The sequence below is a fragment of the Nocardioides sp. YIM B13467 genome, from assembly GCF_042788075.1.
In the GTDB taxonomy this organism is placed as follows: domain Bacteria; phylum Actinomycetota; class Actinomycetes; order Propionibacteriales; family Nocardioidaceae; genus Nocardioides.
This window is the reverse complement of the sequence record NZ_JBHZPJ010000046.1, coordinates 1,559,237-1,576,075: the sequence shown is the minus strand read 5'-3', so window position 1 is coordinate 1,576,075 and position 16,839 is coordinate 1,559,237. Positions and strand designations below refer to the sequence as shown.

At 71.7% G+C, this 16,839-nt stretch carries 16 protein-coding genes and 1 pseudogene; 9 read left to right on the top strand and 8 right to left on the bottom strand.

Translation table 11 applies throughout. The features are described from left to right. Nucleotides 1-102: 102 nt before the first annotated feature. Nucleotides 103-1,398 carry a DUF222 domain-containing protein gene (locus tag ACFX43_RS14705; RefSeq protein WP_378825635.1) on the bottom strand — a complete coding sequence of 432 codons (1,296 nt, stop codon included), beginning with the start codon at nt 1,396-1,398 and terminating at the stop codon, nt 103-105. A gap of 921 nt (nt 1,399-2,319) precedes the next feature. Between ACFX43_RS14705 and ACFX43_RS14700 the strand changes: the two genes are divergently transcribed. The 7 genes and pseudogenes from ACFX43_RS14700 (at nt 2,320) to ACFX43_RS14670 (ending at nt 6,240) form a co-directional block, all read left to right on the top strand. Then, nucleotides 2,320-2,493 carry a DUF3117 domain-containing protein gene (locus tag ACFX43_RS14700; RefSeq protein WP_008358749.1) on the top strand — a complete coding sequence of 58 codons (174 nt, stop codon included), beginning with the start codon at nt 2,320-2,322 and terminating at the stop codon, nt 2,491-2,493. Next, nucleotides 2,494-2,922, top strand: a pseudogene (locus ACFX43_RS14695) (M17 family peptidase N-terminal domain-containing protein); the annotation flags it as partial. It lies immediately after the preceding gene. Continuing rightward, the gene (locus tag ACFX43_RS14690; RefSeq protein ID WP_378840899.1) at nt 2,902-3,126 is read left to right on the top strand and encodes a carboxyl transferase domain-containing protein; all 225 of its coding nucleotides are present in this window, start codon (nt 2,902-2,904) and stop codon (nt 3,124-3,126) included. The pseudogene ACFX43_RS14695 and the gene ACFX43_RS14690, both read left to right, overlap by 21 nt. Next, nucleotides 3,123-3,347, top strand: a complete 225-nt coding sequence (locus ACFX43_RS14685; protein ID WP_378825614.1) for an acyl-CoA carboxylase epsilon subunit — start codon at nt 3,123-3,125, stop codon at nt 3,345-3,347. The genes ACFX43_RS14690 and ACFX43_RS14685 overlap by 4 nt, the downstream gene beginning before the upstream one ends. Nucleotides 3,348-3,369: 22 nt before the next feature. Beyond that, nucleotides 3,370-5,295 carry a fructose-specific PTS transporter subunit EIIC gene (locus ACFX43_RS14680; protein WP_378825604.1) on the top strand — a complete coding sequence of 642 codons (1,926 nt, stop codon included), beginning with the start codon at nt 3,370-3,372 and terminating at the stop codon, nt 5,293-5,295. A 34-nt stretch (nt 5,296-5,329) separates the two neighbouring features. Then, on the top strand, nt 5,330-5,587 hold the full coding sequence (locus ACFX43_RS14675) for an HPr family phosphocarrier protein (RefSeq protein WP_160023680.1): 258 nt from the start codon (nt 5,330-5,332) through the stop codon (nt 5,585-5,587). A 77-nt stretch (nt 5,588-5,664) separates the two neighbouring features. Beyond that, nucleotides 5,665-6,240: a DUF5134 domain-containing protein gene (locus tag ACFX43_RS14670; RefSeq protein ID WP_378825583.1), complete on the top strand. Its 576-nt coding sequence runs from the start codon at nt 5,665-5,667 to the stop codon at nt 6,238-6,240. 3 nt (nt 6,241-6,243) lie between these two features. On the opposite strand, the gene ACFX43_RS14665 is transcribed toward ACFX43_RS14670, so the two are convergent. The 7 genes from ACFX43_RS14665 to ACFX43_RS14635 form a co-directional block, all read right to left on the bottom strand. Next, nucleotides 6,244-7,521 (bottom strand): pyridoxal-phosphate dependent enzyme, encoded by a 1,278-nt coding sequence (locus ACFX43_RS14665; protein WP_378825563.1) that lies wholly within the window; start codon nt 7,519-7,521, stop codon nt 6,244-6,246. Nucleotides 7,522-7,523: 2 nt separating this feature from the next. Then, complete coding sequence (locus tag ACFX43_RS14660; protein WP_378825555.1) at nt 7,524-8,903, bottom strand: alanine racemase; 1,380 nt, start codon at nt 8,901-8,903, stop codon at nt 7,524-7,526. Beyond that, a complete protein-coding gene (locus ACFX43_RS14655; RefSeq protein WP_378825547.1) occupies nt 8,900-10,117 on the bottom strand; it encodes a copper chaperone in 1,218 nt (405 codons plus the stop codon). The genes ACFX43_RS14660 and ACFX43_RS14655 overlap by 4 nt, the downstream gene beginning before the upstream one ends. A 3-nt stretch (nt 10,118-10,120) precedes the next feature. Then, the gene (locus tag ACFX43_RS14650) at nt 10,121-11,305 is read right to left on the bottom strand and encodes an aminotransferase class V-fold PLP-dependent enzyme (RefSeq protein ID WP_378825541.1); all 1,185 of its coding nucleotides are present in this window, start codon (nt 11,303-11,305) and stop codon (nt 10,121-10,123) included. Nucleotides 11,306-11,323: 18 nt separating this feature from the next. Next, nucleotides 11,324-11,548 (bottom strand): heavy metal-associated domain-containing protein, encoded by a 225-nt coding sequence (locus tag ACFX43_RS14645; protein ID WP_160023692.1) that lies wholly within the window; start codon nt 11,546-11,548, stop codon nt 11,324-11,326. Nucleotides 11,549-11,656: 108 nt separating this feature from the next. Further along, complete coding sequence (locus ACFX43_RS14640; RefSeq protein WP_378825522.1) at nt 11,657-12,685, bottom strand: formylglycine-generating enzyme family protein; 1,029 nt, start codon at nt 12,683-12,685, stop codon at nt 11,657-11,659. 141 nt (nt 12,686-12,826) lie between these two features. Further along, nucleotides 12,827-13,918: a threonine aldolase family protein gene (locus ACFX43_RS14635; RefSeq protein WP_378825503.1), complete on the bottom strand. Its 1,092-nt coding sequence runs from the start codon at nt 13,916-13,918 to the stop codon at nt 12,827-12,829. Nucleotides 13,919-14,046: 128 nt separating this feature from the next. Here ACFX43_RS14635 and ACFX43_RS14630 point away from each other — a divergent pair, with 128 nt between their 5' ends. Together ACFX43_RS14630 and ACFX43_RS14625 are read left to right on the top strand one after the other, a co-directional pair. Then, entirely contained in the window at nt 14,047-15,147 is a 1,101-nt protein-coding gene (locus ACFX43_RS14630) for a flavin-containing monooxygenase (protein ID WP_378825493.1), read from the top strand. Between the two features lie 32 nt (nt 15,148-15,179). Continuing rightward, nucleotides 15,180-16,802, top strand: coding sequence for a LuxR C-terminal-related transcriptional regulator (locus tag ACFX43_RS14625; protein WP_378825484.1), 1,623 nt, complete (start codon nt 15,180-15,182; stop codon nt 16,800-16,802). Nucleotides 16,803-16,839: the final 37 nt, after the last annotated feature.

The following is a 16,839-nucleotide window of genomic DNA, read 5'->3' as shown; positions in this document are numbered from 1 at the left end:
GGTTGGTGGCTCCTGTTTGGGGCCGTGAAAGAAGCGTGCAGCCCTGACGTAGCGTCAAGGTCAAGCACCGATCCGAGGAAAGTTTCCGCAAGCCCTGGGATCTCAGGCTGCGAGGGTGTGAGTGTGGAGTACGCGGCGCAGCCTGCGTTCTGCCGGCGACAAGGATGGTGGATCCGGTGGCCAGCCATCTGGTGGTGGGTTGATGTAGGTGTGCCCGGTGGGTGTGGTGGTGAGGATGGTGCCGTCGGGTCCTGGTCTGGCTCGCCACCCGAGGGCTTCCTTGGCTTGATTGCACCTTTCACAGAGGCCCTGCAGGTTCTCGGCGCTGGTAGTGCCGCCGTCTGCGTGGCGTTCGATGTGGTCGATGTTGCGGATGGGGGCGTCGCAGCCGTTGGTGCGGCAGATCCCGCCGTCGCGGGTGGTGATGAACTCCGCGAGCCCGTCGGGTGCCTTCCTGACGCGTGACTCCATCGCGACCAGCCGCCCGGCGGGGTCGGTGAACAACCGGCGGACGAAGACCTCGGCATCGGCCAATGCTTCGCGGGCCCAGGCGGCGGGGACGGGTCCGTAGCCCTCGACGATGGCCGGCTGGTCGTTGGTGTTGGCGAGGGAGTCGGCGGTCATCACGATCTTGACCTCGACCCGAGGCTTCGTGCCGGTGGTGCTGCGGCCGGTGATCCGGTCGACGAGGGTGTCGGCCATGACCTGCCCTCGAGTGCGCTCATCGCCTGCTGCGTGGGCAGCCTTGGCTGCCTGGTCCAGTGCCGCGAAGACGGCGACACCGTCCTTGACCGGGAACAGGGCGCCGAGCCAGGTCATCGTGTCCGGTGCCGGCCGCAGGCTGACCCGGCGGTCCTTCGCTGCATTGGCGGCCCGGGCCACGACGGAGGCTTGGTCGAGGGTGATGGCGAGCTTCTTGGCGGCGTTCTCGAGCTGGCGTAGCCCCATCGACACCGCACGAGCCGGTTCACCGTTCCAACCGGTGGCGCAGAGTTCGTAGTCGATGAACCTGCGGTCCTCCACCGACAAGCACGCGGTTTCACGAGCCAGGATGGTGGCCTGCCATTGCGAGAACAGCCCCGCCTTCATCAGGGCGAAGGTGTGCGGCATCTCGGCGATCAGGATCTTCGCCAGCCCGAGCAGCCTGGCGCCCTTCTCCGGCGAGACCCGCCGCGCCAGAGCGATCTGGGAGGCCACGCCCTCACCGAGCCTGCGGGCGGGAACCCCGGCCTCTGATTGGCGGGCACGGACGGCTTCGTCGAGACGTACTGCCGCTTCGGCTTGGACGGCCTCGGCGGTGCACTTGACCGCTTCGAGACCAGCGATCCAGTCCACCAGCTCAGCCTCGGAGGCACCCGGAGGCGGCCCAGTGAGGAGGTGGTCGATGGTCTCGTACATAGGCCTTATTATATGCGACCGGGCGCCCCGTGGCGACCTATTTATGCTGGTCAAACCCAAGTTATGCGGTCGGTGAACAAGCAACGTGAGCNGCCGTCAGGAGCCGCCGCAGCGCCGCTCGCGCGGCTACGACGATCGCTACGACGACCGCCGCAACGACAGTCACGACGAGTTCGCCGACCGCCGCTACCGGCGCGACAGCAGCTACTCCGACTACCCGGGTCAGCAGCAGCCGAGCCCGCCGCGCGCGCCGCGCCCCGCACCCCGGCCCGCGCCCCAGCCGGCACCCCAGCCGGCACCCCAGCCCGCACCCGCGCCCGCGCCGCCGCCCGCGCCGAGCCGGCAGTCCGGCCGCCCGTCGGGGCAGCAGCCCGAGACGTACGATCCCTACTCGTTCGAGTCCTACGGTCCGCGCGACCGGGACCGGGGCCGCGACCGGACCGAGCCCCCTGTCCCGACCCCGCCCGCGCCCGACGCGCAGCCACGTCGACGGCAGCGCGACCAGGGCTACGACGAGCCTGCCTACGCGGGCTACGAGCAGGGCTACGACCAGGCGTACGCCCAGGGCTACGACTACGACGAGGCCTACGACCGTGGCTATGACGAGCGCTACGACGAGCGCTACGACGAGGGCTACGACCGCCCCGTCGGAGAGGACCCTCGGGACCGGGACGGAGCGTTCCACGAGTCCTCCGGAGCGGCCATCGTGGTGCACCTCACGCTGGTGATCCTCGCGATCTGGCTGACCTGGGCCTACGGAACCTCGGTCATCTGACAGGTTCGAACGCAGGTCAACCCGCCGAAACTCCCACCTTGCCGTCAGGTCTGCTGACCTGATGAGGGATAATGGACGTGCAATGCGCGCTCCGAGGCCATCCGGCAGGTGAGCGCCGACACGCGAGACACGGAAGAAGGTGCCGCATGGCGGCGATGAAGCCGCGGACGGGAGACGGTCCGCTGGAGGTCACCAAGGAAGGTCGGGGCATCGTGATGCGCGTCCCGCTCGAAGGTGGTGGCCGGTTGGTCGTCGAACTGAACGCCGAAGAGGCCGCCGCGCTCGGCGAAGAGATCAAAGGTCTTGGGCTGAACGCGTAGATGACCACAACGCTGCCGTCACCGGCTCTGCCGTCGCAGGTCGGGCCGCCCACCTTCACGCTCAATCCGCTCGGCCCGGATAGCCTCGATGCCGAGATCATCGCGCTCCCGGTCATCCCGGGCGAGGACGAGTTGGTCATCGGTCCTGGGGTCGCCGACCTCGGCGACCGACACGACCTCCTGGGTCATCTCGAGTTCGAAGGTGCCACCGGCAGTGCCGGTGAGGTGACGACGTACGCCGTCACCGGCTCAGGCACCCTGCGGCAGATCCTCCTGATCGGTGTCGGCGCGCAACGTCGCGACGACTTCCGGCGGGCGGGGGCCGCACTGGCTCGCGCCGTGCGGGATCGGTCCGATGTGGTCACGACCATTCCGGCCGCCGACCCGGAGGTCGGGCTGGAGCCGTTCGTGGCCGGCGCGACGCTGGGGTCCTTCCTCTTCCACTGGCGCTCCGAGGGTGCGCCGTNGTACGAGACCACCCTGGCCAACCCCTACATCGCCGCCGAACGCGGCTACATCGACGCCGTCATCCCACCCCACGAAACCCGCACCGAAGTCACCCGCGCCCTGCGGCTACTGCGCACCAAACGCGAGACCCTGCCCGCCAAGAAGCACGGGAACATCCCGCTGTGACCACCCCCGAAAACCCGACACCCGAGCCGAAGCCCTTGCTCAAGGTCATCGACCAACACGCCACCCCCGAAGACATCGCCGCGATCGTGGCCGTCTTCGCAGCCCTCGGCACAGCCGAGCCCCCGAAGAAGAAGCCCCGCTCCCTGTGGGCCACCCCCCAGCTGCGTACCCCGCTCCACCCCGGCCCCGGCGCCTGGCGCGCCAGCGCTCTTCCGAACTGAACGTCGTAGAAAGCAGAACACCGTGCCTGAACTGACAAAGGTCCTGATCGCCAACCGTGGTGAGATCGCTGTTCGAGTGATCCGTGCGTGCAAGGACGCCGGGATCGGCTCGGTCGCGGTCTATGCGGACCCCGATCGTGACGCGCTGTTCGTACGGCTGGCTGATGAGGCCTACTCCTTGGATGGCGCGACCCCGGCGGAGTCGTATCTCTCGATCGAGAAGATCCTCGACGTCGCCGCCCGGTCCGGGGCGGACTCGGTCCACCCCGGTTATNAGACACTGCGGGAGACCGACTCGGCCGAGCAGGCTGCCCGGACCATTCTCGAAGCGGTCGGCGACGTGCCGACCTCAGCCCAGAGCGCGACACCGGAGCCCGCACCGGCCCCGGCCCCGGCGGAGAAGCGCACCCTGGTCGCGGTGACCGCCTGCCCGACCGGCATCGCACACACCTATATGGCGGCCGAGGCCCTCGAGGCCGCGGCCGCGCGGGCCGGCGTGGAGATCGCGGTCGAGACCCAGGGCTCGGCCGGGGCGACGCCGTTGCCCGCCGAGACGATCGCTCGCGCTGATGCCGCCATCTTCGCCGTCGACGTCGGTGTCCGCGACCGGAGCCGCTTCGCCGGCAAGCCACTGGTCTCCTCCGGCGTGAAGCGTCCGATCGACGACGCCGACGCGATGATCGCCGAGGCGCTCGCCGCCGCCGCTGACCCGAACGCCGCCCGCGTGGAGTCCGGCAGAGGCGACTCGTCGGAGTCCGCCGGCACCGCCTCGGAGAGCTGGGGCGGACGGACCCGCCGGGTCCTGATGACCGGCGTCTCCTACATGATCCCGTTCGTCGCCGCCGGCGGCCTGCTGATCGCGCTGAGCTTCCTGCTCGGCGGCTACGACATCACCGACGTCTACGGCGCGGTCATGGTCGACAACACCCTGACCAACCTCCCCGACGTACAGGCCCTCGGTCTCGACCACGCTCTCTTCGACAGCGGCCTCGCCGTCTACCTCGGCGCCCTGTTCTTCGTCATCGGCAAGACCGCGTTCATGCTGTTCATCCCCGCGTTGGCGGGCTATATCGCGTACGCCATCGCCGACCGCCCCGGCATCGCCCCAGGATTCATCATGGGTGCGCTGGCCGCCAACCTGTTCGGCGTCGTCAACGCCGACGGCGTCGCGGCGCCTGCGACCGGCTTCCTCGGCGCGATCGCGGGCGGTGTCCTCGCCGGCGTGATCGCCCACTGGGTCAGCGGGTGGAGCGTCCCGAGCTGGGCGCGCGGCCTGATGCCCGTGCTGGTGATCCCGCTGGTGACCTCGATCCTGGCCGGCCTGGTGATGATCATCGTGCTCGGCAAGCCGATCAACTGGCTGATGGAGCGGCTCACCGACGGCCTCGCCGCCCTGGACGGCTCCAGCGCCGTCGCACTCGGCGCGGTGCTCGGCCTGATGATGGCCTTCGACATGGGCGGCCCGCTCAACAAGGTCGCCTACAGCTTCGCCGCCACCGGCGTCGGCGCGGCCTCGCTCGCCGCCGACTCCCCCGAGCTGCGGATCATGGCCGCGGTCATGCTCGCCGGGATGGTCCCGCCGATCGCGCTGGCGCTGGCCACCGTCGTACGTCCCCAGCTCTTCACCCCCGCGGAGCACGAGAACGGCAAGGCCGGCTGGTTGCTCGGCGCCTCGTTCATCACCGAGGGAGCCATCCCCTTCGCCGCGGGCGACCCGATGCGCGTCATCCCGGCGATCATGGTCGGCAGCGCGGTGACCGGTGGCCTCTCCCAGCTCTTCGACGTCGGCGTCCGCGCACCGCACGGCGGCATCTTCGTCCTCTTCGCCGTCACCAACGTGCTCGGCTACCTGATCGCACTGGCCGCCGGCGTGATCGTCGGAGCCGGCATGGTGATCGCCCTCAAGTCCGTCGGCCGCGCTCCGGTCCCCGCCGCCGCGATCAGCTGAATCGTCCCGTACGTCCCAACACCGAAGGAGCATCATGCCCACCCAGACCGTCACCGTCGGCTCCGCCGTCGGCCTGCACGCCCGCCCCGCCGCGATCATCTCCGAGAAGGTCGACGAGCTCGGCGCCGAGATCACTCTGGCCGTCCCCGGCGGCGAGCCGGTCGATGCCGCTTCGTCGCTGCTGATCATGACCCTCGGCGCCGCAAACGGCGACAAGGTCGAGGTCACCGGCCCCGACCAGGCCGCGGTCGACACCATCGCCGCGCTCGTCGCGCAGGATCTCGACGCCTGAGCCAGCCGTTTGCCGCACCGCGGCACCGATGTCGGCGACCGGCCTCCTCGGCGGCGTTGCGGTAGTACGTTGTGGGTGTGGTCGATCCTCCCTGGGACCTTCTGCTGACCGTGGCGTTCGTGCTCACGGGCACCGCAGGGATCTGGATCCTCGTGGTCTGCCCACCGTCGGGCACGGAGACCGTTCTCCACCTCAACCACGCCGCGATGAGCGCCGCGATGATCCTGATGATCTGGGTGATCGTCTCGGATGTCGCCGTCTGGGCGCAGGTCGCGCTCTTCGCGGTCCTGGCCGTGGCACTGCTCCCGGCCCTGCGGGGCGCGAGCGACAGGGCCCGGCGCGCGGACCTGGTTGGTCATCTCGGCCTCAACGCCGCGATGATCTGGATGCTCGCCGCGATGCCGCTGCTGATGGCTGACGTGGGCGGTCTCGAGGGTCATGCGGGTCACGGCAGCGCGGTGGCGATCGCGCCGGCCGGGCACCCTCCGGGCTGGGCGATCGCGGTCAACTCGCTGTTCGTGGCGGTCTGTGCGGCCGGGGTGCTGTGGTGGCTGGTGCGGGCGACCTCGGTGCGCGAGCACCGCCTGCCCGCCCTCGGCCACGGGCTGATGGCCGCCGGGATGGGCACGATGCTCGTCCTCCTTCCCGCGTGAGGATCAGACTCCCGCGAGCGGCCGGCCGCTGTCGCGCCAGCCGAGGACGCCGCCCTCGAGGTTGTAGGCCCGACGACCGGTCGCCGCGGCCCGGGCGGCGAACCGCGCCGACCGGTCCCCCGTCGGGCAGGCGAAGACCACCCGGGACGCCTCAGAGAACGGCATCCCCGCCTCCATGACCTGCTCGAGCAGGTCGTCGCGGAGGTTGATCGCCCCCGGGATGTGGCCCGCCTGGAACGCCAGCGCCGTGCGTACGTCCACCACGACCACGTGCTCGCCCGCAGCGGTCCACGCCTCGAGGTCCTCGGGCGCCGCCGAAGGCGCCTCCTCGGCAGGAGCGGGGCTCGCCGCGCCGAACAGGTCAGGACGACGGTGGCGGTAGTAGGAGAGGTACGGCTCCATCCGGTCGCACGCGATCACGACCGCCGTGGCCGGGCCGCCCGGGCCGGACAGGAGCCGTTCCCGAGCGGCGGCATAGGCGGCCCCGGTGGTGGGCCCGGCGAGCACACCGTGCCGGGTGGCCAGCTCGAGGCTCGCGGAGATCGCGTCGGCCGAGTCGACGGCGGCGATCGCGTCGTAGAAGCCGGGGTCGAAGAGCCCGACCTCCCACATCTCCGCCGCCGAGCGGATGCCGGGGATGAAGTCACCTTCGGCGGCGACGACGCCGACCACGGCGGTCTCCGGGTTGCGCTCGCGCAGGTACGTCGCGGCCCCTCGGGTGGAGCCGGTGGTGCCGAGCCCGCCCACGAGCAGGTCGACCGGGCCGACGTCGCGGTAGATCTCGCGGCCGGTCTGCTCGTAGTGAGCTCGCAGGTTGTCCTCGTTGGTGTACTGCGAGGTGTGGTGGTAGCGGCCGGGCTCACCCTCCATGAGATCGCCGATCACCCCGAACACGTCGTTGGGCGCGGTCGGGTCCGGACACTCCGAGAGTCCGGGCATCTCGGTCACCTCGGCGCCGAGCAGAGACAGCATCTCGCGGACCTCGCGCACCCGGACCCGGTTGGTGAATGCCCTGAACCGGACCCCGTGCATCGAGGCGATGATCTGGAGCGCCTTCGCGGTGTTGCCGCTCGATGCCTCCAGGACGACCTGATCCTCCTCGGCGATCTCACCGATGTGGTCGCGCAGCAGCGCCCAGGCGACGCGGTCCTTGACGGAGCCGAACGGGTTGGCCGACTCCAGCTTCAGGAAGATCTCGGCCTCGGGCACACCGTGGGCGGCCGGATCGAGCCGCAGCAGCGGGGTGTCGCCGATCATGTCGAGCACGCTGTCGTAACGCATGGTCAGCTCCCGTGGTGGTCGTCGGCGACGAACGCGAACCGTTCGCCGTCCCAGACCGCCGCGACCTTGGGCGGCGGCGGATGCCCGCCGGCGGAGGAGGCCGACAGGTCCATCTGATAGGCGGCGGTGTTGACGAACGCGAGTACGTCGCCGCTGCTCGGTTCGGACTCGAGGAACACCTTGCGGCGGCTCACCAGGTCGGACTCCAAGCACAGCCGGCCGGCGAGGAAGACACCCACTGTCGGCGGCTCGCCATGGCCATCGACGAGCACCGGGTCCAGCAGGACCTCCTGGTCTGCGGGGGTGATCTGGTTGCGGGAGAGGTCGAGCACGACCAGGTCGCGCCCGGCGGCGCGCTTGCGGTAGAGAACCGAGGCCAGGGTGACCCCGGCGTGGTCGACCAGGGCCTTGCCCGGTTCGATCCACAGCGTCAGCATGCACTCACGCAGCACCTCGGCGACCGGACGCCGCTCGATCTCGGCGGCCAGGAACCGCTCCAGGACGTCGGTGGCGGGGCGGTGGTTGCCGTACTTGTGAGCGGCTGGTGCCCCGGCCACCGCTCCGGCTCGCCGGAGCCCGAGGTCGTGACCTGGCCACACCAGCTCCCCCGGTCCGGTGGCAACCGCCTGCGAGTACCGCTGGAACGGCTCGGGATCGTCGACGAAGCGTTGGCGGAACCCGCCGCCGATGTCGATCACCGACGGCCGCAGGCCCTTCCGGTGGGCGGCGGCGACGACCGCCATCGACTCGGTCAGCGCGTCCACCCGGGCGGCCGGGTCGGCGGTGTCGAGATGAAACGCGACACCGCGCAGGTCGAGGCCGGGGGCGCGGCGTACGGTCTCGAGGGCGGCGTCGGCATCGGCGAGATCGATGCCGAACCGGGACTGGGGCACCGCCGGCGAGGCGAACCCGGAGAGGCGCAGCAGGATCGGGATGGCGCTGCCGGCCGGCGCGGCAGCCCCCAGCCGGTCGAGCTCCCACAGGTCGTCGGCGTTGGCGGTCACCCCCAGCGAGGCGATCCGGTCGATGAACGCCGGCGCCTTCGGACCTGTCGCCTCGATCCGGTCCGGCGTGAATCCCGCGGCCAGGGCCCGGTCGAGCTCGGCCGCGGAGGCCACGTCCGCACCGAGTCCGGCTGCGGACGCCTCGGCGAGGAGCGCGGCCGAGGCGTTCACCTTGTGCGCGTAGAAGATCTCGTACGGCACGCCGTGGCGCCGCAGCACGCCTCCAAACGAAGTGGCGTTCTCAGCCATGACCTGCGGAAAGACCACATGGAGCGGCGACCCGAACCGTTCGATCGCCTCACTCACCGCGGCGGCGTCGTCCAGGAAGCGGGCGGCGAGCGGGTGTCGCGCGGCCGGGAGCGGGTAGCGAACGCTCACCCGTCGGCCACCGTGTAGCCGGAGTCGCGCAGGTCGGCGAAGACCCGGTCGCGCTGCCCGGCGTCGGTGAACCTGGCTCGCACCCGCTTCCCGTGCAGGTCCACCTCGATCAGCTCGGCCGCCTGGGCGTCGAAGACGGCGGTGATCGTCACCCGACAGTGCCGGCAGGTCATGTCCGGGACCCCGAACTCCTGCTCCCCCGCCGCGAACCCTACGTCCCGCGCGGCGGACTCGGGGATCTCGGCGATCCGCACCGACTCGACCGCGGACCGGAACGCGCCGGTGAGCGCCCCAGCGACCGCGGCGAGCGGCTGGACGCGCTGCCCGTCGACCTGATGGGCCCGCTGCCCGAGGCAGACGGGCCGCTCCCCCGCCGGCAGCAGGGCGTACTGTCGCGAGATCTGGTCGAGCTCGACGTGGTACCGCTGGATGGCGGCGCGCACCCCCAGGCCGTCCTCGCGGGCTCGGTCCATCACCTCGTGGGCGTCGGCGATGGTGCGGCGCTTCATCTCGGCGAGCAGCGCGACGGTGTCGGCGGTGTAGCGCAGCCGGCCGCCGGTCCCCTCCAGGCTCGCGGGGATCATGCCTCTGCGGTAGGTGGAGGCCTGCAGCTCCCAGAACCAGGTCGAGGCCACGGTGCCGTAGAGCCCGGAGTCCCACATCGCCTCGGCGAACTCGACCGGATCCTCGATCCCGACCTGTCCGGCGAGCATGCCGTGCTGGACGAGCGCTCGGCCGGCGGCCTCGGCGCCGACGCGGAAGATCTCGGCGGGCTCCTGGTCGGTGGTCGTGTCGGCCAGGACGTCGAGCGCGTCGTCGTCGAGCGCTTCCGAACGCGCGGTGACGGGATCGGCGTCGGCGATCGCGTCACCTACCGCGATCACGGCCTCCCTGGCCGCGATCGGCAGCACCGGGCCGAGCGGGCCCGGTCCGATGTGGCCGCTGTTCGCGATCCCGCGGGAGTCGCGCCAGGTGATGCGGTGGGTGGCGCTGACCACCTGGTCGGGCCGGCACGGCCGCATGAAGGACTCGAGGTAGCGCCGCTGTCCGGTGGTGAGCGGTCCTCCAGGTTCTGGGCTGAGCTCCTCGACGCGGTAGTCGACCGACACCTCGGCGACGGCCGGGGCCGGGCCGGCCAGGAAGTCGGCACCGGCGACCTCGGCCAGGATGCGAGCGGCGGCGGCGCGGTCGTACCTGATGCCTTCGTTCTGCACGTGTCAGTCCCTTTCGGCAGCGGTGGCGAGGCCCTGCAGGAGTCGGTCGACGTCGTTCTCGTCGTTGTACAGGTGGAAGCTCACCCGGACCGCGTCCTCCCGTGGCCCGTCCAGACAGTGGTCGCCGGCGCGTACGTACACGCCGCGGCGTTCGAGGGCGAAGGCCACGTCGGCGCCCGCCTGACCGTCGCAGGCGAAGGCGGCGATGCCGCTGTGCGGTCGGCCCGTGTCGACCGGCGGCCCGAGGAGGGTGACGCCTCCGATCCGGGCGGCGCCGTCGGCGAACCGGGCGGTGAGCGTGGTGAGGTGGCCGCCGACGCGGTCGAGGCCGATGGTGTCGAGGAACGCGGTCGCACTGGCGAGCCCCGCGGCGCCGGCACCGTCGAGGCTGCCCTCCTCGGCGGCGTCGGTGAGCGGCGAGACGTGTCGCGCCGGCCCGCTCCGCGCGGCCGCCCGGTCGACCGCGATCCGATGATGCTGATCCCGGCGTACGTAGACCGTGCCCGTGCCGGGAGGCCCGAACATCTTGTGGCCCGAGACGACGGCGAGCTCGGCCCGGGAATCGGCCAGGCGCAGGGGCAGCCGCCCGGCGCTCTGGGAGCAGTCGAGACAGACGGTCGCTGACGGCGGGATCGCCAGGGCCTCGAGGTCGGCCCGGGTGCCGTGGAGGTTGTGTACGTCGGTGACGACGACGACCGCGGTGCGGTCGCTCGCTGCTCGGGCGAAGTCGTCGGGGTCGATGCGCCCCAGCCGGTCACGGCGGTATGCCACCGCCCGGACACCTTGGTGTCGCATCCGCTCGGCGAGCCGGAGCCATGGCCGAACCGTCGAGAGGTGGTCGCCGGGGCAGTAGAGGATGTCCCCGCCGTTCGCGAGCGCCGCGGGTCCCCAGCGGTCGGCGAGGAACGCCATCGCGCCGGTGGCGCCGCGGGTGAAGGCGACCTCGTCGGCGAACGAGGTGCCGAGGAACGCGGCGACGGTGGCGCGTGCCTCCTCGAAGCGGCGCAGCGCGTCCCGGGCCCAAGGGTGTCCGCCCCTGCCGGGGTTGGCGGCGGGCCCGCGCAGCTCGGCGGTGAGCTGGGCGATGACCGGCTCGGGACAGGGGGTGCCGGACGCGGCGTCGAGGTAGACGAGATCAGGTTCGGCGGTGAGGGCTGGAAAATGCTGACGGGAGCCGAGACCGGGCACGGACGACTCCTCGGCCGGTCAGGGTTCGCGAGCGATCGTGAATCCGGCCTTGGCGAGCGTGGATCTGACGACCCTTGGTTCGAGCGGTCCGTCGGCGGTGACGCGGGCGCTCGACACGGCACCCGGGTTCAGGTCGACCACGACCCCCTCGACGCCCTCCAGGCCACCGAGAGCGCTCGTCACGGTCTCGACACAGCGGTGACAGGTCATTCCATCGATGCGCACTTCGAACTGAACCGACATGAAACTGCCCTTCAGTAGGACTTCGGTGGTCGCCCAAAAATATCACCGAACGAGCGGCCGCGAGGTCGGTTCACGTCGGTCGGCACTCAGCCTGCGACCTGTGCGATCTCACGACCCAGGTACGACGCAGCGGAACCCGACGTGCGACGTCGTGTCCCGCACGCCGTGCCCCTGGCGCGCGGCGGGCCGGTAGCGGCGGCAGTACTGCGGCGAGCAGAGGTGGGACCCGCCCTTCGTCACCATCCGATCGGTCTCCTTGACCTTGTCGGCTCCGGTGCCGGGGCGCTGGCTGCCACCGCAGCAGGAGGGCGCAGCGACGTCGACCTGCCGCGAGGGCGCACCCGCCGCGGCCCGGCCGCGGGGTGGGGCGATGAGGTCACGATGGTCGGGCGTCCACGGAGTGCGGGTCCATTCCCACACGTTGCCGACCATGTCGTAGAGACCATGCCCGTTCGGCGGGTAGGAGGCGACCGGGCTGGTGCGGTCGTGGTCGCGCGGGTCTTCGCTGCGCCACGGCCACTGTCCCTGCCAGGTGTTCGCCATCAGGCGCCCGCCCGGGGCGAGCTCGTCACCCCACGCGTAGTCGGCGCCGACGAGGCCACCGCGGGCGGCGTGCTCCCACTCGGCCTCGGTCGGAAGCTCCTTCCCGGCCCAGCGGGCGTACGCCACGGCGTCCTCCCAACCGACGTGCACGACCGGGTGGTCCGGGATCTCGGTCCAGTCCGCGACCTGGCGTCCGGGCCGGCTCCCCACGTCGGCTGCGGGGCCGTCGGGGTGGCGCCACTGGGCACCGGGCTGCCAGCGCCACCACCGGGTCCAGTCGTGCAACGGGACCGGACCCGGTGCCTGGGTGAACACCTGCGAACCGGGCACCAGCAGCGCCGGGTCGGCACCCGGGAAGTCGGCGGGGTCGAGATCGCGCTCGGCGACGGTGACATGCCCGGTGTCAGCCACGAAGGCCGCGAACTGCGCGTTCGTCACCGGGTGCGGATCCCACCACACATCACTCACGGCGACCTCGACCACCGGGCGCTCCTCGGGGTAGAAGTGGTCGCTGCCAGCCAGATCCAGGCCCCCGGGGACGAGCACCTGCCCGGTGCTGGCGGTCGGTGAGGTCCCGACCTGATGGGGGCCCATCTCTCAACATCCTCCGGTAGAAGTGTGGGGGGACGGGTGCCGCGCTCGGCTCCGTCTTCATCGCGGTGCGTCGAGCGTAGGAACGGGGCGGTCCCCGACGCACCACCCGAGACGGGTGAGGCGCCGGGCAGGGCCGGGGCCTCAGTCCAGCAGCGCGGCGAGGTGGCCGGCGACGGCCGAGGGATCCAGGCCGAGGGCACCCTGGCCGACCGTCATCTCGGTCACCATCCGACCCGGCTCCTCGGCCGCCGTCCAGGGTCTGCTGAATGCGAGCGACTGCTCCTCCAGCTCGGCGAGGAGACGGGTGTTGACCTGGTCCGGGTCGCCCGCTGCGTACAGCAGGAAGGTGTTGGTGTGCGGCACCGGTGGCTGGACGGAGATGTACGCCGGAAGCGCGGCGGCCAACGCCCTCCCCCAGATCACGCACTGACCGATGTGCGGGAGCCGGTCCCGCAGGCCGACCAGCGCGGCGACCGCCTCGGCGGTGGACCGGTAGAGGGTGCCGCCCATGCGGTGGCGCCACAACCGGGCCTGCGCGACGAAGTCCTCATCGCCCAGCAGCGCGGCGCCGGCGAGCCCGCCGAGACCCTTGTAGAAGCTGGTGTAGACGGTGTCCGCGAGGCCGGCGATGTCAGCCAGAGGCTTGCCGAACCACTGCTGCGACTCCCAGATCCGGGCGCCGTCGAGATGGAACGCGATCCCGCGCTCACGGCACGCCTCGGCCAGCCCCGCGAGCTCGTCGAACGTCGGCAGCAGGCAGCCCGCGTCGCGCAACGGGATCTCGACCAGACACGCGGCCAACGGCCCCGGGATCGCGTCCAGGTGAGCCTTCGTCGGAGTCGTGCGCCCGGTGGTGAGGTGTTCGATCAGCAGGTCCTGGAGGATCCTCGGCCCGTCGTCCTCGTGGACGAGCAGGTGAGAGAGGTCGGGCATCGCGACCCGCCGGTTGCCCGCGTTGTCGGCGTGGATCCGCAGCGCCACCTGCTGCGCCATGACCCCGGAGGGGAAGTACGCCGCCGGCTTCCCGAGCAGCTCGCCGACCTCCGCCTCGAGCCGCGCGACCGGCCCCCGCTCGGCATAGACGTCCCACTCCTCGATCCCCAGCTCCCGGCACGCCTCGGCAAGCCCGTCGAACACCTCCGCCGGGCTCGCGTACGCCGGAAACACGCTCTCGCGGCAGGCGATCATCGCCGCCCGCAGCCGCTGCTCCAAAGACTGCTCAGGCTCCTCCACCCTGCTCACCCTAATGACCTGCTCCGGTGCCGGCTGGTGTCATGGGTAGATCGACCCACTACCCACCGCAGACGGATGCGTCGTACGACCGACGCGGAGCGGCGAGGTGCGGACCTAGCGTCATCAGCATGGACACCACACACATCGAGACGATCATCATCGGCGCCGGCCAGGCGGGCCTGGCGACCGGCTACCACCTGCGACGCCGCGGCCGCCCGTTCGTGATCATCGACGCGAACGCGCGGGTCGGCGACAACTGGCGGCGCCAGTGGGACTCGCTGCGGCTCTACTCCCCTGCCAAGTACGACTCCCTGCCGGGCATGGCGTTCCCGGCGAAGAGGTGGTCGTTCCCCGGGAAGGACGACGTCGCAGACTACCTGGAGACCTACGCCCGGACCTTCGAGCTGCCGGTGCGGCTCCAGACCCGGGTCAGCGGACTCGAGCGGGACGGTGACGGCTTCCGGGTGACGACGGACCGCGGCACCTGGACCTGCGACAACGTCGTGGTCGCGACCGGCACCTTCGGCCGTACGCCGAACGTCCCGGCCATCTCGGCGCAGCTCGACCCGTCGATCCTGCAGCTCCACTCCAGCGAGTACCGCCGCCCCGGGCAGCTGCGCGAGGGCCCGGTGCTCGTCGTCGGCGCCAGCCATTCCGGCTGCGACATCGCCTTCGAGGTCGCCGAGTTCCGGCCGACGATCCTGGCCGGCCGAGACTGCGGCGAGATCCCGCCGCGTCTGGACTCGCCGGTCATGCACGTGATCTTCCCCGTGCTGCTCTTCGCGTGGCGGCACGTCATCACCCGGCGTACGCCGATCGGCCGCAAGGAGATGCCCGAGGTGCGGCGTCACGGCGGGCCGATGCTGCGGGTGAAGCGCTCGGACCTGGCCGACCGCGGCGTCGAGCGGGTCACCTCGAGGGTGGAGGAGGTCCGCGACGGGCTTCCCGTCGTCGACGGCGCTCCGCGCGAGGTCGCCAACGTCGTGTGGGCCACCGGATTCCGGCAGGCCTTCGACTGGATCCACCTGCCGGTGCTCGACGAGGACGGCTGGCCGCGGGAGATGCGCGGCGTGGTGGCGGAGGCCGAGGGGCTGTTCTTCTGCGGCTTGAGCTTCCAGTACGCCTTCAGCTCGATGCTCCTGGCGGGCGCGGGACGCGACGCCGCCCTGGTCGCCGACCGGGTCACGGCCCGGATGCGGCACGCCGCACCCCACTCGCTGGCCGCCTGATCCGAGTACGCTCTCCAGTGGAGGTGCCTGCCGTGGCCGACGTCCTGCTGGAGAGCGCCCGCGCCGACTTCGTCCGCGGTGACTGGGGCGCGGCGTACGCAGCCTGGTCGGGAGCCGACCCGGAGGTGCTCTCGGCAGAGGAGCTCGAGGACTTCGCCGTCGCCGCCGAGCTGACCGGACACCACGACGACACCGTCACCGCCCTGCACCGGGCCTTCCGCAAGAGCCAGGACGCCTCCGACCTCGGCCGCTCGGTTCGCTGCGCTTTCCGGATCACGATGACCGCCCACGTGCACGGGGAGAGTGCCCTGGCCCGCGGCTGGACCGCGCGGGCGGAGAACCTGGTCGCCGACCTCGACGACGGGGTCGAGCTCGGCTGGGTCGACTTCCTGCGGATGTTCCTGGCGCTGAGCACCGGCGACTTCGCCACGGCGGGCGGCTTCGCCGACAAGGTAGCCGAGCGCGGCCGGCGCTACGTCGAACCCGACCTCACCGCGCTGGGGCTCTGCTCCCAGGGCCGGATGGCGCTCTACTCCGGCCGGGTCGCCGAGGGCCTCGCCCTGCTCGACGAGTCCATGATCCGGGTGATCGCGGGCGAGGCCTCCCCGGTCGTGGCCGGGCACGTCTACTGCACCGCGATCGAGGGCTGCCAGGAGATCAGCGACTTCGGCCGGGTGGCGGAGTGGACCGCGGCCCTCGAACGCTGGTGCGCCGCCCAGCCCGGGCTGCTGACGTTCACCGGCCAGTGCGCGGTCCACCGTGGCCAGCTGCTGCGGCTCCACGGCGAGTGGCAGCAGGCCCTGGAGGAGTTCGAGCACGCGACCCGCCGCTACCAGGAGGTGCACGCACCGGACGCGGCCGGGCTGGCGGCGTACGAGGCCGGCGAGGTGCTCCGGCTGCGCGGTGATCACACCGAGGCGGACGCCGCCTACGAGCGCGCGGCCGACCGGGGGTTCGACCCGCAGCCCGGCCTCGCACTGCTCTGGTCGGCTCGCGGCCAGGCCGCGGCGGCGCTCGCCGCCGTCGAGCGGCTGCTGGTGGAGACCGATGGTCCCGTGCAGCGATGCCGGCTCCTGCCGGCCGCCGTCGAGGTGCTGCTCGGTGCCGGCGAGACCGACCGGGCCCGACAGGTCGCGGACGAGCTGGACGGGCTCGCCGGACACTTCGGCTGCGTCTGGCTCGAGGCTGCCGCCGCGCACGCGCACGGTGCGGTCGAGCTCGCCGCGGGAGACCCCGCCGGCGCCCTCCCCTACCTGCGCAAGGCCCAGCAGCTCTGGGCCCGGGCCGAGGCCACCTACGAGCGGAGCCAGGCACGGCTGCTGACCGGGCGCGCACTGGCCGGCGTCGGTGACACCGAGTCGTCCCGGCGCGAGCTCGAGGCGGCGCGTACGGTCTTCCGCCAGATCGGCGCCCGGCCCGCCGCCGACGAGGCCGACGATCTGCTCGCCCCCGCGTCCTTGCCCGCCGGCCTCACCGCTCGCGAGGCCGAGGTCCTCCGCCTGGTCGCCTCCGGCCGCAGCAACGCCCAGATCGCCGCCGACCTGGTCCTCAGCGAGAAGACCGTCGCCCGTCATCTCTCCAACATCTTCACCAAGCTCGACGTCCGTTCGCGCACCGCCGCCACGGCCTTCGCCTTCGAGCACGGCGTGGTCTGAGCACGAGGGTCTCCGGCAGCCGCCGGTGCAGTTGGAT